At 59.1% G+C, this 23,569-nt stretch carries 26 protein-coding genes; 4 read left to right on the top strand and 22 right to left on the bottom strand.

What is annotated here, in order from left to right:
- Positions 1-2: 2 nt before the first annotated feature.
- The 7 genes from atpH to IIC71_09440 form a co-directional block, all read right to left on the bottom strand.
- Entirely contained in the window at positions 3-545 is a 543-nt protein-coding gene (gene atpH / locus IIC71_09470) for an ATP synthase F1 subunit delta (protein ID MCH7669407.1), read from the bottom strand.
- A gap of 3 nt (positions 546-548) precedes the next feature.
- Positions 549-1,109 (bottom strand): F0F1 ATP synthase subunit B, encoded by a 561-nt coding sequence (gene atpF / locus IIC71_09465; protein MCH7669406.1) that lies wholly within the window; start codon positions 1,107-1,109, stop codon positions 549-551.
- A gap of 9 nt (positions 1,110-1,118) precedes the next feature.
- Positions 1,119-1,331 (bottom strand): ATP synthase F0 subunit C, encoded by a 213-nt coding sequence (gene atpE, locus IIC71_09460; protein ID MCH7669405.1) that lies wholly within the window; start codon positions 1,329-1,331, stop codon positions 1,119-1,121.
- A 70-nt stretch (positions 1,332-1,401) separates the two neighbouring features.
- Complete coding sequence (atpB, locus tag IIC71_09455) at positions 1,402-2,193, bottom strand: F0F1 ATP synthase subunit A (protein ID MCH7669404.1); 792 nt, start codon at positions 2,191-2,193, stop codon at positions 1,402-1,404.
- Positions 2,190-2,672: a hypothetical protein gene (locus IIC71_09450; GenBank protein ID MCH7669403.1), complete on the bottom strand. Its 483-nt coding sequence runs from the start codon at positions 2,670-2,672 to the stop codon at positions 2,190-2,192. The genes atpB and IIC71_09450 overlap by 4 nt, the downstream gene beginning before the upstream one ends.
- On the bottom strand, positions 2,662-2,961 hold the full coding sequence (locus tag IIC71_09445; protein ID MCH7669402.1) for an AtpZ/AtpI family protein: 300 nt from the start codon (positions 2,959-2,961) through the stop codon (positions 2,662-2,664). The genes IIC71_09450 and IIC71_09445 overlap by 11 nt, the downstream gene beginning before the upstream one ends.
- A 95-nt stretch (positions 2,962-3,056) precedes the next feature.
- Positions 3,057-4,328 (bottom strand): serine hydroxymethyltransferase, encoded by a 1,272-nt coding sequence (locus tag IIC71_09440; GenBank protein ID MCH7669401.1) that lies wholly within the window; start codon positions 4,326-4,328, stop codon positions 3,057-3,059.
- 43 nt (positions 4,329-4,371) lie between these two features.
- On the opposite strand from IIC71_09440, the gene IIC71_09435 reads away from it, so the two are divergent.
- Positions 4,372-5,115, top strand: a complete 744-nt coding sequence (locus IIC71_09435) for a DsbA family protein (GenBank protein ID MCH7669400.1) — start codon at positions 4,372-4,374, stop codon at positions 5,113-5,115.
- Positions 5,116-5,124: 9 nt separating this feature from the next.
- Here IIC71_09435 and IIC71_09430 read toward each other — a convergent pair whose 3' ends face one another.
- From IIC71_09430 to IIC71_09375, 12 genes are all read right to left on the bottom strand, one after another.
- Positions 5,125-5,634, bottom strand: a complete 510-nt coding sequence (locus tag IIC71_09430; GenBank protein MCH7669399.1) for a hypothetical protein — start codon at positions 5,632-5,634, stop codon at positions 5,125-5,127.
- Positions 5,631-6,194 (bottom strand): threonylcarbamoyl-AMP synthase, encoded by a 564-nt coding sequence (locus IIC71_09425; GenBank protein MCH7669398.1) that lies wholly within the window; start codon positions 6,192-6,194, stop codon positions 5,631-5,633. The genes IIC71_09430 and IIC71_09425 overlap by 4 nt, the downstream gene beginning before the upstream one ends.
- A gap of 42 nt (positions 6,195-6,236) precedes the next feature.
- A complete protein-coding gene (gene prmC, locus IIC71_09420; GenBank protein ID MCH7669397.1) occupies positions 6,237-7,049 on the bottom strand; it encodes a peptide chain release factor N(5)-glutamine methyltransferase in 813 nt (270 codons plus the stop codon).
- A 62-nt stretch (positions 7,050-7,111) separates the two neighbouring features.
- Positions 7,112-8,191: a peptide chain release factor 1 gene (prfA, locus tag IIC71_09415; protein ID MCH7669396.1), complete on the bottom strand. Its 1,080-nt coding sequence runs from the start codon at positions 8,189-8,191 to the stop codon at positions 7,112-7,114.
- Positions 8,184-9,131 (bottom strand): DUF1385 domain-containing protein, encoded by a 948-nt coding sequence (locus IIC71_09410; GenBank protein ID MCH7669395.1) that lies wholly within the window; start codon positions 9,129-9,131, stop codon positions 8,184-8,186. Before IIC71_09410 ends, prfA begins: the two co-directional genes overlap by 8 nt.
- 2 nt (positions 9,132-9,133) lie before the next feature.
- The gene (locus IIC71_09405) at positions 9,134-9,442 is read right to left on the bottom strand and encodes a type B 50S ribosomal protein L31 (protein MCH7669394.1); all 309 of its coding nucleotides are present in this window, start codon (positions 9,440-9,442) and stop codon (positions 9,134-9,136) included.
- 52 nt (positions 9,443-9,494) lie between these two features.
- Positions 9,495-11,132, bottom strand: coding sequence for a transcription termination factor Rho (gene rho / locus IIC71_09400; protein ID MCH7669393.1), 1,638 nt, complete (start codon positions 11,130-11,132; stop codon positions 9,495-9,497).
- A gap of 185 nt (positions 11,133-11,317) precedes the next feature.
- Positions 11,318-12,613: a homoserine dehydrogenase gene (locus IIC71_09395; protein MCH7669392.1), complete on the bottom strand. Its 1,296-nt coding sequence runs from the start codon at positions 12,611-12,613 to the stop codon at positions 11,318-11,320.
- A 43-nt stretch (positions 12,614-12,656) separates the two neighbouring features.
- Complete coding sequence (gene lysA / locus IIC71_09390; protein ID MCH7669391.1) at positions 12,657-13,961, bottom strand: diaminopimelate decarboxylase; 1,305 nt, start codon at positions 13,959-13,961, stop codon at positions 12,657-12,659.
- Entirely contained in the window at positions 13,958-15,721 is a 1,764-nt protein-coding gene (gene argS / locus IIC71_09385; protein MCH7669390.1) for an arginine--tRNA ligase, read from the bottom strand. The genes lysA and argS overlap by 4 nt, the downstream gene beginning before the upstream one ends.
- A 69-nt stretch (positions 15,722-15,790) precedes the next feature.
- Positions 15,791-16,384 (bottom strand): nucleotidyltransferase family protein, encoded by a 594-nt coding sequence (locus IIC71_09380; protein MCH7669389.1) that lies wholly within the window; start codon positions 16,382-16,384, stop codon positions 15,791-15,793.
- A complete protein-coding gene (locus tag IIC71_09375) occupies positions 16,381-17,523 on the bottom strand; it encodes a diaminopropionate ammonia-lyase (protein ID MCH7669388.1) in 1,143 nt (380 codons plus the stop codon). The genes IIC71_09380 and IIC71_09375 overlap by 4 nt, the downstream gene beginning before the upstream one ends.
- A gap of 131 nt (positions 17,524-17,654) precedes the next feature.
- Here IIC71_09375 and IIC71_09370 point away from each other — a divergent pair, with 131 nt between their 5' ends.
- From IIC71_09370 to IIC71_09360, 3 genes are read left to right on the top strand one after another with little or no spacing between them, the layout of a single operon-like run.
- Complete coding sequence (locus tag IIC71_09370) at positions 17,655-18,497, top strand: acyltransferase (GenBank protein ID MCH7669387.1); 843 nt, start codon at positions 17,655-17,657, stop codon at positions 18,495-18,497.
- Between the two features lie 29 nt (positions 18,498-18,526).
- Positions 18,527-18,814, top strand: coding sequence for a thiamine-binding protein (locus IIC71_09365; GenBank protein ID MCH7669386.1), 288 nt, complete (start codon positions 18,527-18,529; stop codon positions 18,812-18,814).
- Positions 18,814-19,188, top strand: coding sequence for a helix-turn-helix domain-containing protein (locus IIC71_09360; GenBank protein MCH7669385.1), 375 nt, complete (start codon positions 18,814-18,816; stop codon positions 19,186-19,188). Before IIC71_09365 ends, IIC71_09360 begins: the two co-directional genes overlap by 1 nt.
- 14 nt (positions 19,189-19,202) lie before the next feature.
- Here the strand turns inward: IIC71_09360 and IIC71_09355 are convergent, their stop codons facing one another.
- From IIC71_09355 to IIC71_09345, 3 genes are read right to left on the bottom strand one after another with little or no spacing between them, the layout of a single operon-like run.
- On the bottom strand, positions 19,203-21,440 hold the full coding sequence (locus IIC71_09355; GenBank protein ID MCH7669384.1) for a xanthine dehydrogenase family protein: 2,238 nt from the start codon (positions 21,438-21,440) through the stop codon (positions 19,203-19,205).
- Positions 21,437-22,924: an FAD binding domain-containing protein gene (locus tag IIC71_09350; GenBank protein ID MCH7669383.1), complete on the bottom strand. Its 1,488-nt coding sequence runs from the start codon at positions 22,922-22,924 to the stop codon at positions 21,437-21,439. The genes IIC71_09355 and IIC71_09350 overlap by 4 nt, the downstream gene beginning before the upstream one ends.
- Positions 22,921-23,481, bottom strand: coding sequence for a nucleoside deaminase (locus IIC71_09345; GenBank protein MCH7669382.1), 561 nt, complete (start codon positions 23,479-23,481; stop codon positions 22,921-22,923). Before IIC71_09345 ends, IIC71_09350 begins: the two co-directional genes overlap by 4 nt.
- Positions 23,482-23,569: the final 88 nt, after the last annotated feature.

Raw genomic sequence — 23,569 nt, 5'->3', positions numbered from 1 at the left:
CACTATCCCCATGCCTCTCGAAGACTGTCGAGCCGGCTACGTACCGACCCGTCGAATACTGTCTCACCAACTTTGACCACAACACCGCCAACAACTGCCGGGTCAACAATCACTTTTACCTGCACGCGTCGCCCAACGCTCTTCTCAAGACTCGCTGTCAATCGACTAAGTGTGTCGTCGTCCAGCTCGAATGCGGTGCGAACCTCGGCGAGCAGCGCAGATTCCTGTTCGGCTGCAAGAGTCGCCACGCGGTTAGAGATCTCGAGCAAGTCGCGAGTGTGACCTGCCGCGACAATCATGTTGACGAGTGCCACGGTGGTCTTTGCGGCGCGCCCGTCGAGCAGATCGTTCACAATTGCGATCTTGCGTTCGACCGGGATCGCGGGATCAGCGAGCGTCTCCCTAAGTTCGTCACTCGCCTCCACTCCTTGCGCCACGCGAAACAACTCGTCCGTAATGCGGCCGGTGTCGCCTTCCGCCGCGGCAACGTCAAGCACCGAAGCGGCGTAACCATCGATCCGTTTCGTGTGTGTCACCTCGGCCATCGGTTACGCCTGCGCTCCGTCAAGACTGGCGATGAACTCGTCAACAAGAGACTGCGAAGCGCTCCGGTCGAGACTTGCCCCGACCACCTTTTCAGCGATATCGAGTGAAAGTGTTGCAACTTCGCGATGCATGGCGCTCTGAACACGCTCACGCTCGCCGGCAGCCTCATCACGGGCTCGAGCCTTAATCGCTTCGGCCTCCGTCTCGGCCTTTGCAATGATGTCAGCCTTCACAGACTCACCAGCTTGACGAGCCTCCTCGACGATGCGGCCTGCCTCATCTCGTGCGTTTGCCATATCGCTTTTGTACTGCTCAAGAATGCCAGAAGCCTCGGCGTGCTCCGCGACAGCCGCCTCCTGCTCTCCCTTGATCGCAGCTTGACGTTTTTCGAGCGTCTCGGTAATCGCCGGGATCGCAAACTTCCAGACGATGGCGAACACGATCGAAAACGCGATTATGCCGGCAATAAGTTCGTTTGTTGCCGGTATCAGAAGATCCGTGCCGGACGGCTCCTCGGCCGCCTCGGTGGCGAGCAACAGTTGCGCTGCGTATAGCTTCAACATCGCGATCTCCTATGCCAGGAAGAAGAGCACAAACCCGATGAGGGCAAGAGCCTCGGTGAAGGCGATGCCGAGGAACATCGTCGTTTGGATCTGTCCTGCCATCTCGGGCTGACGTGCCATGGCCTGCACAGCATTTCCAGCTACGAGACCGATCCCGATCCCCGGGCCGATCGCCGCGAGACCGTATCCGATGACAGCGAGTGATCCTTTGATTTCTTCCATTGCTTGCCTTTCCTGGGTGTGTGACTGGACTAGTGGCCTGGGTGGACGTGGCGTCCCGCCAGGCTGATTTCTAATGCTCCGGTTCGAGCGATGTCTGGATGTAAACCGCTGACAAGAGCGTAAATATGTACGCCTGCAGAACCGCGACGAGGATTTCGAAAACGTAAATGCCAATCCCAAGTGTGAACCATCCGAACCCGATAGGGATTTTGGCAAGTCCACCCTGGCCGCTGATAAACACCCAGCCGGACACGAGCAGCAAGGTAAGCATCACGTGGCCGGCGACAAGGTTGGCGAAAAGCCGAACTGCAAGCGAGAACGGCCTCACAAGAAACACCGAGACCAGCTCGATAACCCCTACCAGCGGTTTGATCGCGACGGGTACGCCGGCCGGCCACACCAACCCACGAACGTACCCGAAGCCCTGCTGCTTAAAACCGGCTGTGACGAACAGCACCCAGGTGATCGCTGCAAGAAACATGGGGATGCCGATCCGTGACGCGACAGGGAAGTTGAGAAACGGAAGAATTGCGAACAGGTTCCCGACAAGCAAGAACATGAATAGCGACAACAGATACGGAAGGTACTTGAGACCATGCTCCTTGCCGACGATCCCGATTGCGATCTGGTCGCGGACGAAACCGACCAACCCTTCAATGATAAGTTCAAACTTGGAGGGGGTTAGCGATCGCTTACGAAGACCAAGATACAAAAGAACACCGACCACGACGGCGACCAGGATTGTCAAGATGATTGTGCGGTTGATAAAACCCAGAAACGGCAGCTCGAAAAGCTCGTTCACCGAACTTGGGACGCACATGATCTCGTTCGCTGCGTCGCACTCTTCCGAGGCAAGGATCAGTTGCTCCACTCAAACTCCTCTTTCGTACCTCTGGTCAAAACGATCGCCTCCCAAGACAGCAAGGCAAAGTAGCTAACCACCACAGATATACCAAGCGCTGTTTTGTCAATGTTCGTTGTACCGGCAAGCGTGAACATCATGACCATCACCAGACCGAGACGCACGACAAATCCGAACAACGCGGCGGCATGATACAGGTTCAGAGAGATGCGCGCAGATCGCGACATCATCGCGCCGCTGATGAGGAAATTCACAGCCACGACACCGACGCCTACGACTGCCGCGACTGCGGCGCCAGCGCCCGCGAACACCCCGAATATGACAGCAAGAATCGGCGCAACGACGACGACCCGTCGCACCATTGAGATGGCAATCTTTTGCTCGACCATGTTTCCGTGGCCGACAGGCGCGAACCTGGCCACGGCAGCATCGTCCGATGACGTGTCGTCGGCCAGGTTTCCCGAAAGCTCAACGCCCACGGAATCGCTCCGGCGCTTGCCGCAAGTTCGCCGACGCCAACCAGAGCTTGTAGAAACCCGTCACCGAGCCGGCAACAATGCCGAGTACAACAAACACTGGCCTGGTCCCCAACAGGTAGTCAGCACCTAGTCCGAGCAACATGCCGGCGATGATCGACGACAAGAAGTCGCCGCCTCTAGCGAAGCCATGGACCATGTCGAACCGACCTCCCTGCCCTATGGTCCGTGCGTGGGGCGCGTCGCTGGTGGGGCCATCGGTTGTAGCAGACTGCTTGGTATCATCGCTCACGAAGAATCTCCACTTTGTGAATCGTTTCACAAGGTCGTCCGGCCACGTTAGCAACACTGCGATTGCCGATCCAAATACGGTGTTGCGTGCGCCGCCTAAACATGACCCGAGAAGTCCTCCGGGTAGCTGGGGAACGCCGCCGCGAGAGCGCCGATGCGCTGCTCAAGGTTGCTCAACAGCGCTTCATCGTCGCGGCCGCGTAACACCCCAATCATGAGATCGCCGAGCGTCTCCATGTCTGCTTCCTTCATACCGGCGGTTGTCGCCGAAGGAAGTCCAATGCGTAACCCCGAGGTGATGAACGGCGACCGAGGGTCAAACGGGATGGCGTTGCGGTTCAGTGTGATCCCAACATCGTCGAGCAATCGTGCGGCGACCTTGCCCGTGAGGTCCTCGTCGATCGAGCGCAGATCGATCATAAACATGTGGTTGTCGGTCCCACCTGAAATGATGCGAACTCCTTGGGCGGCGATGTTCGCCGCCAAAGCGGCAGCGTTCTTGACGATCTGATGGGCGTACACCGAAAACTCGGGTGTGGCCGCACGTTCGAAACACAGCGCCTTTGCCGCGATCATCGAGTTGTTCGGACCACCCTGAGCGTACGGAAACACAGCCTTGTCGACCGCTTTTGCGTACTTCTCCTTGCACAGAATCAGCCCCCCGCGTGGGCCTCGCAGCGCTTTGTGCGTGGTTGCAGTGACAATGTCGGCGTGCGGTACCGGATCTGGGTGCGCTCCCCCGGCAATGAGGCCGATAATGTGGGCCGCGTCGATGACGAGGATCGCACCAACCTCGTCTGCAATATCGCGGAACTTGGACCAATCGAGCAGACGCGAGTACGAGGTATATCCGCCGATGATCAATTTTGGCTTGTGTTGCAGAGCAATGCGCCGCACGTCGTCAAAGTCGATACGTTCGGTTTCAGGATCCATGCCATACGAAACGAAATTGAACAGGTTCCCCGAAAAGTTGACATGACTGCCGTGGGTAAGGTGACCTCCCTGATCCAGCGCCATACCAAGAACCGTGTCGCCAGGATCGATAACTGCAAGATAGGCAGCCATGTTCGCCTGCGAGCCAGAGTGTGACTGCACATTGGCGTGCTCGCTACCAAACAATGACATCGCCCTGTCGATCGCCAACGACTCGATCTCGTCGATCACCTGACAACCCTCATAGTAGCGCCGGCCCGGATAACCCTCGGAGTAGTTGTTCGTCAGTACCGATCCGGCGGCCTGCATCATCGCAACAGACACGAAGTTCTCGGAAGCGATCAAGTGAATTTTCGCACGCTGACGTCCGGCCTCGCGAGCGATCATGTCTGCGAGTTTTGGATCCACCTCTTCGAGGCTTGCGGTGTCGATCATCTGTTCCTCCGGTCAGTCCAATCGAGAGCTAGGGTAACGGAAATTGCAACCCGTCGAGCGGCGTTACATCACCATGGACATTGATAACAAACAGGACGCCACAACACCGACTCAGACCCGGCCGAGCTTTGTATATGTCGGTGATCCAATGTGCTCATGGTGTTGGGGATTTGCACCAACACTTGAGAGACTCTCTGACCACTTTTCCATCGAAATGGAGACAATCGTCGGAGGTCTCCGGCCCGGCCCGGACGCCGACATCCTCGACGACGAAATGCGATCTTTCATCCTCGGTCACTGGCGCCACGTCGCTGAAGCAACCGGACAACCGTTCGATGAAACCGGCCTTGACCGCGACAACTGGACGTACAACACCGAGTTGCCCGCGATTGCCGTCGTCTGGATGAGGGAAAACCAGCCCGTCGACACATTGAGATTTTTCACGCGGCTCCAGCAGGCGTTCTACGCAGAAGCAGTCGATATCACGGACGCCTCGACCTACCGGTCACTCCTCGCAGACTTCGACGTCGACGTCGACGAGTTCACCGCCGACATTGCAACCGCTGACTGGAAGCAGCGTGCATGGGCGGACTTTGCGCTGTCACGCAGCTACGGAGTCCAAGGGTTCCCGACACTGCTTGTCCGCATCGGCGCCGACATGACAATTGTTACGCGAGGGTATGCACCATTCGAGACACTCGAACCGGCAATAACGCGGTTCTTCAGAGGCAAGGGCGTGCTGACCGCGGTTGGCGAAGCCTGCGCAATCGACGGCGCCGACTGTTAGAGCCCACAGCTACGTAGCCTCGGCGCCAAGCTTCAGGTCGGCCATGCCAACAGCGATGAAGGCCAACGGCGCGCTCACTACTGCAGCAGCCGCGGTGGACAGTCCCAGCGACAGGGCCCAAGCGATAGCAAACGCCCCGATGACCCACGAAGTACGTCTCTGCATTGTCTCTATTGAGCGAAACTTCAAGGCGTAACTCGCGGCAAGCCCCGTGGCCAGGGTGATCGCAGCGGGCACGCCAATCGGGAATCCGATCCAATCCAAGGCGCCAACAACCACGAACGCGGCACCGAAAATGCCGAGCGATATGAACACTGCTCGGCGGTCTGCACCGCGGCTCAGTCGGCTGAGGAGGACTACGCCAACGAGTGGGGCCGCAAGACCCAACGTCCATAGACCGACCGATGAATCAAAAAGTCCGCCGACGACCCCGACAAGCGCGATTGCAACCGACACGACGATCGCAACTGCCACCGCTCGCCAACGCGACGGCTGTGCTGGCACGGACTCATCAGTCACGTGTCTTTGACCGGCCCGGCGCGCAGGATCAGAGGTGTCGGCGAGGTGAGGTCGATCACTGTCGACGCTTGGCCGCCGGGGGCCGTACCGACGACGTACACCGAAACAGCATCCCCGAACTGATCTTCGGCCTCTGACTCATCGACTGCGCTGTGCCTTCCCGATAGATTGGCGCTCGTGACTGCAAGCGGCCCGGTACGGCGAAGTAGTTCCAGCGCGACCTCGTGATCGGGACACCGCACCCCGACAGTGCGGGCATGGGAGTCGCCGATCCAGTCGGGTGCGGTCTTCAGCCTCCGCAGCACCATGGTCAAACCACCTGGCCAATGCTGGTCAGCTAGTTCGAGTGCACGATCAGTGAGCTCAGCAACTTGCATTGCCTGTTCAATACTCGCAACTAACAATGCCAGCGGCTTACGGGTGTCCCTATCCTTGAGCACATGCATGGCCTCGATGGCCTCTTCGCGGAACGGATCCACCGCTAGTCCGTACAGCGTGTCAGTCGGCAACCCGACAATTTCACCACGGGCAAGGGCCGCGACCGCACCATCAATCGTCATGTCCAGTCCACTCCTCTCGTCAAGGGCCACTGTCTAAATTAGCTACTGCGCGTACGCAAAGAAAAACCGAGTGCGCCCAGCGAGGTCAGGAACAAGTTCCGTGTCCCCTGCAGGGAACAATCCGCGCACTGCAGCGCCTTGGTGCTCGCCGATCTCGAGCGCAAGCAGCCCGCTGGGTCGCATCCATGCCTCCCAATCTACGGCAATTCGTTCGACAATTTCGAGGCCGGTGTCGCCAGCCACCAACGCAACCTTGGGGTCGTACACTCGGACATCGATCGGTAGAGAGCCAAACTCAGACTCCGCAACGTAGGGCGGGTTTACTACCAAAAGGTCAACCTGCCCGAAAATCTCTTTGGGCAGCGCCTCGAACAGGTCTCCCTCGCGTACCTCGATCTCGATGCCGGTGAACGTCGCGTTGTCGGACGCTAGCGAAACCGCGCTCGAATCCACGTCGGTTCCGATCACGCGCGCTGCGGGTAGCTCGTGTTTGAGGGCGAGCGCAAGACAGCCGCCACCTGTGCACAGATCCACTACGACGTCAACCCTGCGCCCGCTGACTCGTTCTACAACGAGTTCCCAGAGGTACTCCGTTTCGGGACGTGGGACAAGCGCTCGGGAGTCGCACAACACGTCGATTGGGCCGAACTGAACCACGCCCTCAAGGTGTTGCAGTGGAACACCAGAAGCTCGTTTGTCGACGAGAGACTTCAGACGTCGAGCCTCGGTATCGGACAGGTCCCGCCCTTGGAGAACCTCGAAACGCGAGACTCCCGCAACGAGCATCGCAAGACGCACAGTCTCGTATTGCGGGAGCGTCCCCGTTGCAAGAAAGTCACGCGTTGACGTTGCCATCACATAATCCCTCGCTATGTCTCACCGTGTCGCCATTGGCTTGTGCACCGTAACGGCGAATGTCACTCAACGGCGGCGAGCCGCTCGGTCACATCACGGGCCGCGAGTGCCTGATGAAACGCCTCAAGATCGCCGTCGAGAACGTCGCCTAACGCGTGGATCGTGAGACTGACGCGATGATCGGTGACCCTGTTCTCTTTGAAGTTGTACGTACGAATCTTCTCGGACCTGTCCCCGGTTCCGATTTGGCTCTTGCGTTCTGAGGCCCGCTCGCCGAGCTGTTCGTCAAGTTTTGCTTGGTACAACCTGGCCCGCAGCACCCGAAGGGCTTTGATTTTGTTCTGGAGCTGTGATTTCTCGTCCTGGCATACCACGACAATGCCCGTCGGTTTGTGGATGATCCGCACAGCCGAGTCTGTCGTATTCACCGATTGCCCGCCAGGCCCAGTTGAGCGAAACACATTGATCTCCAGGTCGTTCTCGTGGATCTCGACCTCGACTTCCTCTACTTCGGGGAGGACCGCAACGGTCGCCATGGACGTATGTATACGGCCCTGGGATTCAGTTTTCGGAACCCGCTGGACCCTGTGTGGGCCAGCCTCGAACTTGAAGCGGGCAAACGCACCGTGCCCCTTGATTGAGAAGGTCCCTTCCTTGAGGCCTCCCCCGTCGGAACCGGACATGTCGATCGTTTCGAATTTCCACCCGAGCCGCTCCGCAAACCGTTCGTACATCCTCATGAGGTCCCCAGCCCACAGAGCAGCCTCGTCACCACCGGCGGCAGACCGGATTTCTACGATGACGTCACGGTCGTCGTCAGGGTCCTTAGGGACAAGCAAGATTCGTAGATCGGCTTCGAGACCATCCATTTCGGTCCGCAACTCAGCCTGAACATCATCGAGGTAGGTCGCCATGTCTGCGTCGGCCTCGTCAGCCCGGAGTTCTGCAGCTTCAACCAACTCGCCCTCGGCAGTAACGTACCGACGGTAGGCCTCGACGATCGGTTTGATCTCCGCATGACGCTGGGTGACCTCGCGATACCGATCCTGATCAGAAAGAATGATGTTGTCTGCGAGCTGGAGCAGCGTCGCCTCGAAGGCCTCCTCGATCTCGACAAGTTTCTGACGCAGGTTGTCATCCATTAGACGTTCCCAGACGAGTGCTCTCAGCGTTGATCACACTGTCGGGAATGCCTCCCAAGGCAATCAGCCGTTCGGCCTCATCCTCATCAACGGCAACGAGCAGAGATGCGATCGCAACCTCAACCTGGTCGCCGGTCGGTTCGTTGGTAGTGATTGCTTGCAACCAGATCCCGGGGCGATTCGCCCAGGCCAACCAGCGTGACGTCGCCCCCGCCTTGAGAACCTCGTACGACACGCCGGCAACAACAGGGATCAACACGATGCGAGCCGCTATCTGCCACACCAAGGCCAGCGGCGCAAGCACGAGAAAAACGAAGAAAGCAACCATCCCGACAATGACAAGGAAGGACGTCCCACATCGAGGATGCCGCGGGCTGTACTTCTGGATCTCCGCAATGGTGAGAGGGTCCCCTGCCTCGTAAGCGTGGATAGTTTTGTGCTCGGCACCGTGGTATTGGAACACCCGTTGGATGTCGTCAGAGCGGGCGATTAGCGCAATGTATCCAACCAGAAACCCGATACGTAGCAGCCCGTCCATCACGACAAAAGCCAGGCTCGAATCATCAAAGAACCGCTTGAGCCAGTTCGCTCCGACAACCGGGACGATGACGAGCAAACCCACAGCGAGAACCACGCCGATCACCATTGTCAGGACAACCTGCCAACGCTTGAGCTCATCTTCCTCCTCGCCCGACTTCTGCGCTGACCACGACAGCGCCTTGAAACCAAGCGACAGGCTTTCACCGAGCACCATGATGCCGCGAGTGAACGGCATCTTGGCGAGCCGGGAATGCGAAGAGAGTTTCGGGAGGTCACGCCCTTCAGCCTCAATGATGCCGTCTGGCCGACGCACAGCCACCGCCCACCCTGTGGGTGATCGCATCATGACACCTTCGATTACCGCCTGGCCCCCGACAACGGCAGCTGGAGGTTGGCTCATGGCTAAGCCTCGGTCGAGGCTTTTTCGTCTCCCGTTGTCGCCGCAGTTTTCTGCTCGGTATTGATGCCAACGTTGGCGTAGCGGCGCCGGAAACGCTCGACGCGTCCGGTCGTATCAATGAGTACTTGCTTACCGGTGTAAAACGGGTGGCTCGCAGAGGAGATCTCGACCTTGGCGAGCGGGTACGTGTTTCCGTCTTCCCACTCGACGGTCTCTTTGGTTTCGATCGTCGACTGCGTGAGGAACGAAAACTCCGATGATGTGTCCTGGAACACCACAGCGCGGTATCCGGGATGAATGTCAGACTTCACGGCAAACTCCTATGTGAAGGGGAAACTTTAGTAGAACGGGAACCCCTGAAAGTTACTTCCCGACCTTCGAAATGCTCAGCAGAAACTCGGCGTTGGAGCGCGTGGTCTTGAGACGGTCGATCAACAGTTCAAGCGCCGCGCCGCCATCGAGTGCGAGCAGCACTCGGCGTAGCTTCCACACCTCCTGAAGCTCGTCAGGATGCATTAACAGATCCTCACGCCGGGTGCTCGACGACGCTACGTCGATAGCCGGATAAATCCGCCGGTCGGCGAGTTTCCGATCAAGCCGCAGCTCCATGTTGCCGGTACCTTTGAACTCTTCAAAGATCACCTCGTCCATGCGAGAGCCGGTCTCAACAAGCGCGGTACCGATGATGGTGAGCGAGCCACCCTCTTCGATATTACGGGCCGCGCCAAAAAAGCGTTTCGGAGGGTACAGGGCACCCGAATCGACACCACCCGAGAGAATGCGTCCGCTTGCAGGCATTGAAAGGTTGTACGCCCGAGCAAGCCGAGTGATCGAGTCGAGCAAGACAACAACGTCCTGCCCTTGCTCGACAAGACGCTTCGCCCGCTCAATAGCAAGTTCTGCAACTTGGGTGTGCTCCTCCGCAGGGCGGTCAAATGTCGAAGAGATGACCTCGCCCTTCACAGACCTCTGCATGTCAGTGACTTCTTCGGGGCGCTCGTCCACCAAGACAACCATCAGGTGACATTCCGGGTTGTTCTTCGAAACCGAGTTGGCAATTTCCTTGAGCACCGTTGTTTTGCCAGCCTTTGGCGGCGATACGATCAGCCCACGTTGGCCCTTGCCGATCGGAGCGATCAGATCGACGATCCGCGGAAGTATCGAATTAGGCTCGTCGTCCACCTCAAGGCGAAGGCGTACATCGGGGAACAGCGGAGTCAGCTTGGCAAAGTTGACACGATCCTTGGCCTCCTCAGGATCGATGCCGTTGACGGAGATTGCGCGGACAAGGGCTGCGAATTTCTCCTGAGCCCTGGCAGGACGAACGGGACCGGAAATGACATCACCCTTGCGCAGCCGGCTGCGTCGTACGAGGTTGGCGGCAACATACACGTCGTCGTCACCGGGCAGGTAGCCGCTGCACCGGAGGAAACCGTACCCCTCGGGAAGGATGTCGAGGATGCCTTCGCGGACCTCGAGCTCGGACTCATCAATTGGCTCGTAGTCGCGTTCTCTGCCGCGGCGCCGACGGCTGCGGTTGCGGTTTCCGCCCTGACCTTGCCCCTGCCGCTGACCGTCGCCTCGTTGGCGACCACCTTGGTTGCGCTGCCGGGAGCCGTCATTTCTTTGACGATCGCCTCCAGAACGCTTGCGGTCGCCGTTGTTTTGCGGCTGTGTGTCGTCGGTAGCCACCGAGTCGTCTCGCGTGTCGGTGTCTTGGGTGTCCTGGTCTGTCGTTTTGGATTCGGGAGCACCCGACTCACTGATCTTCGATTCACCGGCGTCGACGCGGTCGTCGGAAATCTCTTTTGGTGCTGGCAGCAGACTCTCGTTGAACCCCCCTGCGCTCATGATTTCGGTGATCAACTTGGACTTTTGGAGTCCTTCGTGGTCGACATCAACGGTACCCGCCATAGAGCGGAGAGCAGGAAGTCCAAGCTCTTGAAGTCTGGCTCTTGTTGTCATGTGACAAATGCCCCTTTCGGCATGAATGAAAACCATCTCCGGTGCCGCCGAATCGAAATGCGCGTTGCAGACAGCGACACAGTCGCCTGTCGATGGTTCAAGGTCTGCCCACCCAGAAACGCCGAGGCGGGTTGGTGGGAGATGGGCCGGAGATATCCGGTCCGGTTGTGATAATAACGCAATGGCATCGGTACGCAAGTACGCTCCGCCATTGTGTAGTCCTATCGGCCGGTGTCTGCGCCTTCTACACGCATTACTGTCGCTACCCGGCGAACACTTTCAAGACCCTCAACAGCCGCAACGGCGGCGCGTTGGTTAGATTCCCTCGCTCGGTGGGTGATCAACAGCAGGGTTGCTTCCCCGTGCTCACCCTCCTGCCAAACGGACTTTATGCTGACATCGTTGGCGCCGAACTCATGGGCAATCGACGCGAGAACACCGGGCTGATCGTCCACCATCAACCTGACATACCATTCAGTATGGACGTCGGCGAAGTCGAGAATCTCCCCCGAACCAAATCTGATGGCGGGCGACACCTGAGCACCTGCCAAAATCTCGCGGGCAGCATCGATCACATCGCCAAGTACTGCTGTCGCAGTCGGGGCGCCGCCGGCGCCAGGGCCAGCGAACAGCAACTCATCGATTTGTGGACCCTTGATGAATATGGCGTTGCCCGAACCCCTGATGGAGGCCAAAGGATGCGACTTTGGCAACATGACGGGATGCACTCGAGTGCAGATGCCCCCGGTAGTTTTCTCCGCAACCGCGAGCAGCTTGACGACAAACCCGAGTTCATCGGCGTGGCGCAGATCGACAAGCGAAATACCATCGATCCCTTCGCGATACACATCCTCTTGCCCAACCCAGACACCAAAAGCGAGACTGGACAGGATGGCTGCTTTTGCTGCGGCGTCAGCTCCTGAAATATCCGCTGTCGGGTCAGCTTCGGCGTACCCAAGCCTCTGCGCTTCTTTCAGAGCTTGGTCGAATTCTTGTCCGTCTTCGCTCATCCGGGTCAGGATGAAGTTGGTTGTGCCGTTGACGATTCCCATGATCTTGTCGATTTGTTCACCAGCAAGGGTCTCCGAAAGGGGTCGGATAATGGGGATTCCACCGCCGACCGCGGCCTCGAACAGAAACGGCACGCCGTTGCGTTCTGCAACAGCGATGAGTTCGGCGCCGCGAGCCGCAATGAGTTCCTTGTTTGCCGTGATCACTGGCTTACTTGCCTCCAGCGCGGCAAGAATGAGGTCGCCGGCGGGCTCCAAACCTCCCATTACCTCGACAACAAGTTTGACTTTTTCATCTTCAATCACAGCCATCGGGTCGTCGGTCAGGACACCTTCGTCGACGGTGAAGTCGCGTTCCTTGGAAAGGTCGGCAACTGCAATGCGCACGATACGAAGGTCGAGTCCGGTTTTGGCCCTGATTGCGTCGTTCTCGTCGACAAGCCGACGAACGAGCGATCCGCCGACGATGCCAGCGCCAAGTAATCCGATACCAACGGTAGTTTCCATGACCCGAGATAGTACCGCGTTGCTGGCGGGACCCGGCGACCGTCTACCTGATCGAGACGTCCCTCGCGAGGATCTCATCAATGGACTCTCTGCGCATAAGCAGTCGGACCGCACCGTCGGAGACAAGCACCGCGGCGGGTCTTGAAAGCAAGTTGTAGTTCGAGGCCATCGAGGCGGTGTAAGCACCGGTTGCGGCGACCGCGAGAACATCCCCTGCGGTGATGTCGTCGGGCAGCGGAGCGCGTTCACGCACGAGGTCTCCGCTCTCGCAATGTTTGCCAACAACCGTCATCGGAACGACCGTTTCGGATCCATGGCGGTTGACGACTATTACCTCGTGCTCAGCCTTGTAGAGGGCTGGCCGGATATTGTCGCTCATACCGCCATCGACCGAGACAAACGTCCGGATACCGGGCAACTTCTTCACGGTCCCGACGGTGTACAGCGTCAGCGTGGTCGGACCTACCAGAGCGCGGCCGGGTTCCACGAATAGCGTCGGTCGTGGGAAGTGGTGCCTACCGCATGCGTCGGCCACGGCGGCGATGACGGCGTCGCCGTAGCGCTGCACACCGACGGGGTGGTCCTCGTGCGTGTACCGGATAGCCATGCCACCGCCGATGTTCATCTCTGCAATGGTCAAGTCGTGGCCGGCCTTCCAATGTGCGAGCAATTCGATCAGAGTGTCGACGTTGGCAACGAACGGATCCGTACCGAATATCTGCGACCCGATGTGGGCGTGCACACCAACGATGTCGACGTGCTCAAGAGTCAACGCGATTTCGATAGCTTCGTCCGCAAGCCCCAGAGCAACCGAGAACCCGAATTTGGAGTCATCGTGACCTGTGCGCACGTACTCGTGGGTATGGGCATCGATGCCTGGTGTGATACGCAACCAGCATGCAATCGGCTTTGCATTCGCGACACCGATAGCTTCAATCCTGTGGAGTTCCTCAACCGAATCAACAACAATGCGGGCCACACCGACCACAACCGCGTGCTCAAGTTCTGAGACTGATTTGTTGTTGCCATGAAACACGATGCGCTCAGGATCAACACCGGCCCGCAGCACCGCATGCAATTCCCCGCCAGAGACAACATCAATCCAAAGGCCTTCTTCGTCCGCGATTTGGATGACACCCGTTGTGCACCACGCCTTGGACGCGTACGCAACAGTCGCTCCAGAGAATGCGTGACGGTAGGCGCGGCACCGTGCTCGAAAGTCGGTTTCGTCCATCACGAGCAGCGGCGATCCGAACTCGGCGAGTAGATCTTCGACTCGGACTCCCCCGATCGAGACGTGGCCGTCAGCGCCTCGGTCCATACTTGCCGGCCACGGTGAAGAAATCACATGCGCTCCGGAACTTCGATACCCAGCACGTGCAGTAGCTGGCCAAGAGTCGCCCTGGAATGAGCGACCAGACCTACCCATCCTGCCCGCCGGTCAGTGTCCTTCTCTGTGAGGACGTGGCATTGCTCATAAAACCGGTTGTAAGCGGCCACCACGTCGTACGCGTACTCTGCCACATGGTTCGGTGCACGCAGAGACGCGGCGCGTGCGATGACCTCGGGGAAGCGGGCGAGAACCAACAACAACGTTCTCTCGGCCTGATACGTCGGTGGAACGATGCCCCCCGCGTCAACGCCTTCAGCTCCCGCTCGCCGGAGAAGCGACGACATTCGCACCGAGCCGTACAACAGGTAGGGGCCTGTCTTCCCGTCGAACGAAGTAAACCTGTTCATGTCGAACGTGTAGTTGGACTCGCGGTGATTTGAGAGGTCTCCGAACTTCACAGCGGCGAGGCCGACCGTGTGCGCAATAGCTAGCCGCTCCTCGTCGGGGTACCCGGCAGCGAGACCGCGGTCATCCATCTGAGACATCGCCGACTCGGTCGCCTCATCAAGCAGCGACCGCAGTGTTTTCACCCCACCGGTGCGGGTCTTGAGCGGAGTGCCGTCGCTGCCGTTGACCGTCCCGTTCCCGGCGTGTTCGAGGATGACATCATCTCCCGCAATACCGGCCAGACGAGCGACACGAAAGACCTGCTCAAAATGCAACGACTGGCGCAGGTCCACGATGTAGATGATCTCGACGATCCCGAGGGTCTGTATGCGGTCCTCGATGGTAGCGAGATCCCACGTTGAATACAGGGTCGCGCCGTCTGATTTGGCGAGGATAAGCGGCGGAATTTCCCGGTTGTCATCCTCAGTCTGTACCCGAACGATGAGCGATCCGTTGGATTCTTCGGCGTAGCCATTTACGACCAGTCGCTCTATCAGGGGGGCGAGCAGGTCGTTGACGTCCGACTCGCCGTACCAAAGATCGAACTCGACGCCGAGCTCGTCGTAGTTCTCCTTAATCGCCGCAACCGACACCGTTCGGAAATGCTGCCACAGCGCCCGATAGCCGGGACGTCCGTTTTGCAAAGCCAACGTAGCGCGCCGGGCGTTCTCGGCTTCGTTCGGGTCGTCTTTGCACCGTTGCGACGCCGCCGGATAAATCTCCTCAAGTTCCGCAACGGTGACAGGCGAATCCTGCGGATAGGGATCGCTGAAGGTCTCGTCGAAGTACGGCAGATCCGGCATTCGGATTCGTATTTCGTTGATAAGTTGCCCCATCGGTGTGCCCCAGTCGCCAAGATGGACGTCGCCGACGACGTTATGCCCCTGGAGCCGAAATAGGCGCTTCACCGCCTCGCCGATAATCGCCGGGCGCAGATGCCCGACATGGAGTGGCTTTGCGACATTCGGCCCTCCGTAATCGACCAGAATCGCACGGGGTTCGATCTCGGGAAGTCCCATGTCACCAGCGTCAATCACATCCTGAGCGCTAGCAGCGATGGCTGCATCGGTGAGGACGATGTTTATAAACCCCGGACCTGCAACAGAAACATCTTTGATCCGAGCGTCTTCGGCGATCTTGGTGGCGACCTGGTCTGCGATTTCTCGGGGACTGCGGCCAGCCGGTTTTGCAGCGGACAGGGCACCGTTGCACTGAAATTGGGCAAGTTCTGGCCGTTGAGACACGACGACATCCCCATAAGCACCGTCGAGTCCGTCCGACAAGAATGCACGGGATACGAGATCGGTTAGTTCGGTCAGAAGCGACATCAGAATCAGCTTGTTGGCAACAGAGTGTTGGCAAGGATAGGCGCTCAGAAACCCGCCTTGGTTCGCCGGTTACACGTCCGGTAGATCGGCCCTCGTATCAACATCAATCGGCGTTGAGGCCTCCAATGGCACGGCGACAACGTCCACGTTTCCAGACGCCAGCAAGTCGCGCGCCCCACTGTCACCGGAGAGCTCCAGTAAGGAGTCAAAAAGCTCCCTCGGAAACACAACCGGGTGCGAGGGCTCGCCCTCAAAAGTCGCCTGCATAACAATGTCGGGGTACATGGTAGACACTTCCAGCACCCGAGCCGCATCCGAGGCTGTCACACCTAGTGTGTCTCCCATCATCACGGCGCAACGCGCTATCGACGGGTCGGCAGCCACCGCTTCGATTCCCGCAGCCAACGAGGCCGACATGCCGCTCTCCCAATCGGCGCACACAACGATTTCGATGTCATCGGGTATCACTTTGCATACAAGGTCGGCCTCGGCGCCAAGCACGACAACGACCTTGCCGGGTGCCCACTGCTGTATCTCTGAAATAGCTCGGGCTAGGAGCGGCCTTCCTCCAACGTCGGCGAGCGGTTTCGGAGATCCGAACCGAGTCGAGGCGCCGGCGGCGAGTACTAGAACGGCGACGTCGACGTCGACGGTGGAAGTCACGATGCCGCAACTTGCTCTGGTGCTTTACCTACGACGCGAAGGTAGTTTTCAGGGTCGGTCGCGCTCTCGGTATTGATCACAAGAACGGTCGAGTCTGGGCCGATGCCAACCTCGGCAAGTCGGCCCTCTCGGGCAAGCGCCATCAACGCGCCGAGACCGGACGCCCCGGTCTCTCCCGACACGAGACCGTTATCGGCGTATGCTCGCATCGCGGTGAAGGCGTCGCTGTCACCAATCCCGACAACCGCGTCTAGGCCGTCTCTCAGCACCGGAAACGCCAACGGCGAAGCCGTGCCGCAGTTGAGGCCGACCATATGTGACGTGTGCGGTCCGGGAACGGTAACGATCTCGTTTGCGTCGATGGCGGCCATGACACAGTTTGCGTCGTCAGGTTCCACCCCGATGATGATCGGCCCGCCGGCGGCCGCTTTGAAGTGAGTGACGAAGGCAGCTCCGAGCGCCCCGACGCCGAGTTGCACGAACACAACGTCCGGCTCGACGTCGAGGTCCTTCAGTTGACCGTCGATCTCCCTCAAAATGGTGGAGTACCCGTCGATCACCCATGTCGGTACGAGGCGGTAACCCTCCCACGACGTATCGGATATGACGAGTGTGTGCTCGTCTGCCTCGAGGGCTGCGACTGCAACAGCATCGTCGTAGGTCCCGTCGACAACCGTGACCGTTGCCCCCTCGGCCTCGATACTTGATATACGAGCCGCGGCAGTGCCGATCGGCACCCAAATCGAAGCCGAAAACCCCATCCGGCGCGCCATGGATGCAACCGCACGGCCGTGATTTCCGTCTGTTGCGGCGGCGAGCCGAAGGGGCAGCAGGGGTTGCCACATTGTGGCGAGTTCATCGAACGTGTCCCACTCCGGCTCTTCACCAGCAAGGTCGCACACCGCCCGGTACACGGCCCAAGATGCGCCAAGCATCTTGAACGCGGGGAGGCCGTAGCGCTCCGCCTCGTGTTTCACGAAAAGCGCGCCGATGCCAAGCTCGGCGGCCAAATCGGGAAGTGAAACGAGATCGGTCGCGGCGTAGCCGTCGAGCCGCTGGTGGAACATGAGAATTCGTGGATCTGCCTCAAACGGTGATTCCACTACGGCGAGTACGCGCTGGTTCTTCGACAAGAGCATCGGTTCCCTCTCACAGATTGCCGCGCCCAGGGCACAGGCGTAACGAAACTTGTGACACTCTCAACGTAGTTTTACACTTTGTCAAACGACAGCGCACGGCAACCGTGCGGCAGAAGAACGGATGTACCCACATGAGCGAAATCGTACGCGCGGCTCTAGTTCAATCTGAGTGGACCGGAGACCGCGACTCCATGGTCGACAAGAACGTCCAATATGCTCACGACGCTGCCAATCAGGGCGCCAACGTCATCTGTTTCCAGGAAATCTTCAACGCACCGTATTTCTGTAACACCCAGGAGACTCATCACTTTGATTCTGCCGAAGCGATCCCTGACGGACCAACCATAGAGACGATGACGAACGTCGCTCGGGAAACCGGCATGGTTGTGATAGTCCCAATCTTCGAAAAGGTCGATGAGGGGACGTTCTACAACACTGCTGCTTTCATCAATCCGGACGGAGAGTTTCTCGGTATCTACCGCAAGACGCACATTCCCCAGGTCGAGGGATTCTGGGAGAAGTTCTATTTTCGTCCTGGCAACTCGGGGTACCCGGTGTTCGACACCGCGGTCGGACGAATCGCTGCGTATATTTGTTACGACAGACACTTTCCAGAAGGGTGGCGCGCCCTCGGTCTGAATGGTGCCCGTATCGTGTTCAATCCGTCGGCAACAACTCGAGGCCACTCGAAATATCTTTGGCAGGTCGAGCAACCTGCAGCCGCGGTCGCCAATGAGTACTTCATTGGGGCGATCAACCGTGTGGGTGCAGAAGACCTTACAAACACCGACTACTACGGCACGTCGTACTTCGTCGACCCACGCGGAGAAATGGTCGGGGACGCCGCATCGGACACTCAGGACGAGGTAGTGGTGCGTGACCTTGACATGAGCCTGATCGAGAAGGTGCGCCGACACTGGGCGTTCTACCGCGATCGTCGACCCGAAACCTACGGTGCAATCTCGGCCCGATAGGGCTTCGATGCCGGCGGTGTTTGCGATGGATGCCCGCAGCGACGATCATTGCGGCGATGGAGGCCACTGACAACACCGGTGATACGCTCACAGCCGAGTTCGTCATCGAGCCGTTCGTGCCCGGCGAACTTCGCGAGCATGTGATGGCTGGGATTGACGCGGCCCGACGTACCGGGGTCGTAGTCACGATCGGACCGTTTGGCACCACTGTGGTCGGCGACCGCAAAGCTGTTCTTGAAAGCATTGCTGCAGTACTGCCGGCTGCACTCGGGTCGGGGGCGACGCGCTTGCAGCTGACGGTCGAAATCGAATCGTGATCGCGGACCACGCGCTAGGCGACCATCCGCTCATCGACGCAGTGGCGCCGATCGCAGAGGCGCTCGGCGCGGAAATCCTCGCGATTTCAGAGACGCAGCCGGGCGATATCCCCTTGCAATGGGAGGGAGAAACGGTTGCTGTGCTTCGTTTGGCGGGTCTCGAAGGCGCTCTCGGGCACATGATTGCCAGCATCGAGCTGGAACTCGGCGGCCCACTAGACGAACTTTCGCGCGAGCTGAAACAGAGGGCCGTCGGTATCCTCGATTCACGGGGTGCTTTTCGTATGCGCAAAGCGATTGACGACGTGGCGGACCGCATGCGGGTGAGCCGAATTACCGTCTACAACTATCTCAACACCGTCAACAAGACCTAGCTGGCGCGTTTATTTTATAGGCCTGCAGCTCGAAGATGTTTGCGAACCAGGTCAGGGGTCAATGGAAACTCATCTATCCACACGCCGGTCGCATCGTGGATGGCCGCGGTTATCGCCGGCACACACGCGATCATCGGCATCTCTGCAATGCCCCGCAGGCCCCACGGACCCAGCGGGTCTGCAAGTTCAAGGTTGACGACCTCTAGCGTCTTAGGGATTTCAGAGACACCCGGGATAAGATACCCACTGAATCTCGGGTTCAACATGCGTCCGTCCTTAACGACCAACCGTTCGCTGAGGGCGTACCCGAGCGCCTGCACCACGGCACCTTCGATCTGACCTTCGGCCAACAACGGGTTTACAACCCGACCGGCGTCGGTCACACACACCATGCGGAGGATCTCGATGTGACCGGTCTCGACGTCGATAGCCAACTCGACGGCCTCGGCAACATAGCCGCAAGTAAAAAACGGTGCGCCGGCCCCAGTGTCTGGGTCGAGAGGCTCGGTCGCCGGTGGCTCATATCGGTAAAAGCCACGGGCGGGCCGGTCGCCGTCTACCCACGCCTTGTGCGCGACCGCAGCGGCTTCACCAATAGATTGACCGGCCATCCAGGTGAGACGGGACGCAGACGCAGAGCCCGAATCTCCAGATGTCGCGGTGTCTGACATTACGCCCGAGACAGCCTCAACCGGCAACCCGAGAGCCTCGGCGGCCATCTGCACAAACACCGTGTGGGCCCCCTGACCGACGTCGGCGCCGCCGTGATACAAGATTGCTGAGTCATACTCGTCCTCATCGCCGTAAAGCTCAATGGTGGCCTCGCACCGTTCGGGGAATCCGAAGGAGAACCCAACATTCTTGAATCCAATTGCCAAACCAACCCCGACCTTCACTGCATCGCCTGACGATGCGAGCGAGGCGAACGGTGACAGATCGGGGGTCGCCGGCACCTCTGCCCATGCCTGTTGCCTTTCAGCGCAGGTGTCGAGCACTTGACCGATTGTCACTCCAAGCGGAAGGGGGTGGTGAGTGATGGAGATGTCACCGTCGCTCAGGGTGTTGCGCCGGCGTATCTCGGCCGGGTCGATGCCAAGTTTCACTGCCAGCTTGTTCATCTGTGACTCAGCAACGAATCCGGCCTGGGGGGCCCCAAATCCGCGGAACGCCCCACCGGGAACCGAAGTCGTGTAGATAGCCCGAGAGTCGACGCGGACGTTCGGCACGACATACGGCCCCGCAATCGTGGTGTGGAACGTGCCGAGAACCTTGTTTGATGTGTAGTTGTACGCCCCGGCGTCCATGTACACGTCAGTGTCGACGGCAACGATCTTGCCGTCGCGTGTCGCGCCCCATTTCGTGACCACGCGAGCACGGTGGCGTTTGTGGTGTCCCAACATGCTTTCTTCCCGATTCCACACGGTGCGCAGCGGACGATCGACACCCATAGCGCGGAGCTTGCGCGTCGCCAGGGCCATTACGATCTGCAACGACATGTCCTCTCTGCCCCCAAACGCTCCCCCAATCGCAGGATAAATGACGCGGATTTCTTCGACAGGCACATCAAGTGAGTATGCAATCGACACTTGATCCTCTACCGCCCATTGTCCGGCGATGTTGACAGTGATCCGACCTTCATCGTCGATGTATGAAACCGCGGCCTCAGGCTGGAGGTAGGCGTGTTCCTGGTGAGGTAGTTCGTAGGTGGCTTCCACCACGACATCGGCAGCTGCCCAACCGGCATCCATATCCCCGAGCCTGGTCTTGTAGGAGTAGAAAATATTCGTAGGCTTGCCGTTTTCAGGGTGCACAAGCGTCTCGCCGTTGAGCGCAGCGTCGATGTCGGCAACGACCGGCATGTCCGCCCATTCAACGACAAGCGCGGCGGCGGCAGCCGCTGCCTCATCAGCACTTTCCGCAACGATCAAAGCAATGTGGTCTGCCTCCCAGCGTGAGATGTTTGGTGGCAGATCGCTGCGTCCGTTGCCATCAACTCCGACGAGCACAGCCTGGTCCTTCATCGTGAGGCCGTATTCGTTGAGAGGGACGTCCGCCGCGGTGATGATCGTCACGACACCTGGCATCGCCAGAGCTGGAGTCACGTCCATTGACAACATTTTGGCGTGTGGCTTGTTGGAGAAGACGACCTTGGCGTGTAGCGGGTTGTCGAGAGGGATATCGCCCGGGTAGAGGGCAGAACCATCGACCTTCGATGGCCCATCGAATCGTCGGACGCTGGCGCCAACCGTCATGTTCCACTCCGAGTTTGCCCGGCAGCGTCGATGACTGCGTCGATGATTTTGTAGTAGCCCGTACAGCGGCACAGGTTACCGGCTAGCCCGGCCTCGGCCTTTTCTCGGTCGAGCGGAGAAGACTCCTGAACCAAAACCTCCGCCGACATAACGAAGCCGGGTATGCAGTATCCGCACTGCACTGCGCCGTTTTCGAGAAACGCCTGCTGCATCGTGTCGTGTATCCCATTGTCAGCGAGACCTTCGACCGTCGTCACCGACCGCCCGTCGGCTTGGGCTGCAAGAACGAGGCATGAAACGACGGCGTTGCCGTCCATCAGAACCGTGCAGGCGCCACACTCGCCTTCTGCACAACCTTCCTTTGTGCCCGTGAGGGGGGACCCGGTGACCACACCGGCGACATCGCGCAACCAATTGAGAAGGGTCATCGACACGGCGCCGCCTGCGCGCACCGTTCGGCCGTTGACGATGACGTCGATCTCGGTGAGCGCAGTGACCTCGTTGGCGCCACCCGTTGCCGACCATCGGTGGTCGTCTCGGCCAGTCCACAGCGTGATGGCTGGTTGGTTGAATCGTGCTCGCTCGGTCCCGTCCGCAAGCGCGACCAACATGCGCTTGAGCATGATCTCGGCCTGTTCGCTGCGATACACGGCGTCCGCTCGGATGTCGTCGATCGGCGCAATCGACTCATGCACCAGCGCAACGGCGTCACTGATCGACAAGACCGAAAGAGGGACTCCGATGATCGCTTGTTCGACTTCGCTCGCCCGAACAATGACAGGTGTTGCGCTCCCAAACGCAATCTTCGCCCCGGTGACCACGTCGCCGTCGAAGTCGAGGATTGCGGTCGCGTGTAACACCGATATGGCCTGCGCCTTGCGCAATCCAAGCTTTCCGAAGACGCCACGTTCCGTGGGCTTCATTTTGGGTATGCGGATCGCGGTGACGATGTCTGTGTGGTGTAGCGCGGTTGCTCGAAAGCTGGGATGGAATTCCTCGAAAGGAATCGAGCGGCGTCCAGATAGTCCGATGACCTCGATGGTTGCATCGAGTGCACGCAACGGTGTAATTGTGTCGTTTGCCGGGGACGCTGTGACGATGTTCCCAACAACGGTCGCTCGGTTGCGGAGCTGAGGAGCACCAATCTCAGAACATGCTTGGAGGAGTGGAAAGGCATGCTCAGCAACGAACGCGCTGGTAACAACCTGGCCGTGCGTGACGAGGCAGCCGAGAATGATGTCGTCGCCGTCGTCTGCGATTTCGTCGAGTCCCGGAATGTCGCGGAGGTCGACCAGCGTGTCGATGCCGCTGCGCGACCCACGGTCCATTTCCAACAAAAGGTCTGTCCCTCCGGCGATGATCCTTGCTGCATCGCCACGGGTTTCGAGAACGCGCACGGCCTGTTCCAAGGTCGGTGGTCTGCGGTACTCTGAGAGGCGATGGCTGCCTTGGCGCTGCACAGGATGGAGTTGATGCGTCGTCACGAATCGGCACCCCTGCCGTTGTAGATCACCGCTCCTGCGGCCGCATACATCTCAAGGACCTCGACCGATTCAGGTCGAAGAACGTCCATGGTCACCGCAATCCCGCGTGCGTTGAGATCCGCAATCCAATTCGCCGGCTTGGACCCCTCGTCGAACCCGATGTTTCGAATGTCCGAGTCTCGGGCACCGCAGATGACGCTGCGTACACCGCTCCATGGGATCGTGCCGAGACACATTGCGCACGGCTCACAGCTCGTCACGAGCTGCATTGCAGGGAGGTGCTCGGAACCCAAGTCAAAACTCTCAACCGCGCGACCAGCCATCAAGAAGGCGAGCATCTCAGCGTGAGCAAACGCTGCGGTTTGCTCGATCACACGATTGACACCGACGGAAACAAGGACTCCAGACGCTTCTTCAAAAATAGCGGCACCAAACGGACCACCGGTCTGCTCCGCCACGTTGCGTCGTGCAACGTCAACAGCTACGGCCATGCGATCCTCGCGTGTTAGGTAGATACCTCGATAGTTCGCAACGTCATTCGCAAGCCAGCCTGGCATCGAAATTGCCACATCGGTCACGAACGGCCAGGACTCCGACCCACGTTTGGGAGAACCCGCTGCCACATGAAACTCCTCGCTACATCCT

The organism is Acidobacteriota bacterium (assembly GCA_022562055.1).
Lineage (GTDB): Bacteria > Actinomycetota > Acidimicrobiia > Spongiisociales > UBA5794 > BMS3BBIN02.
This window is presented reverse-complemented; position numbering and strand designations above follow the sequence as displayed.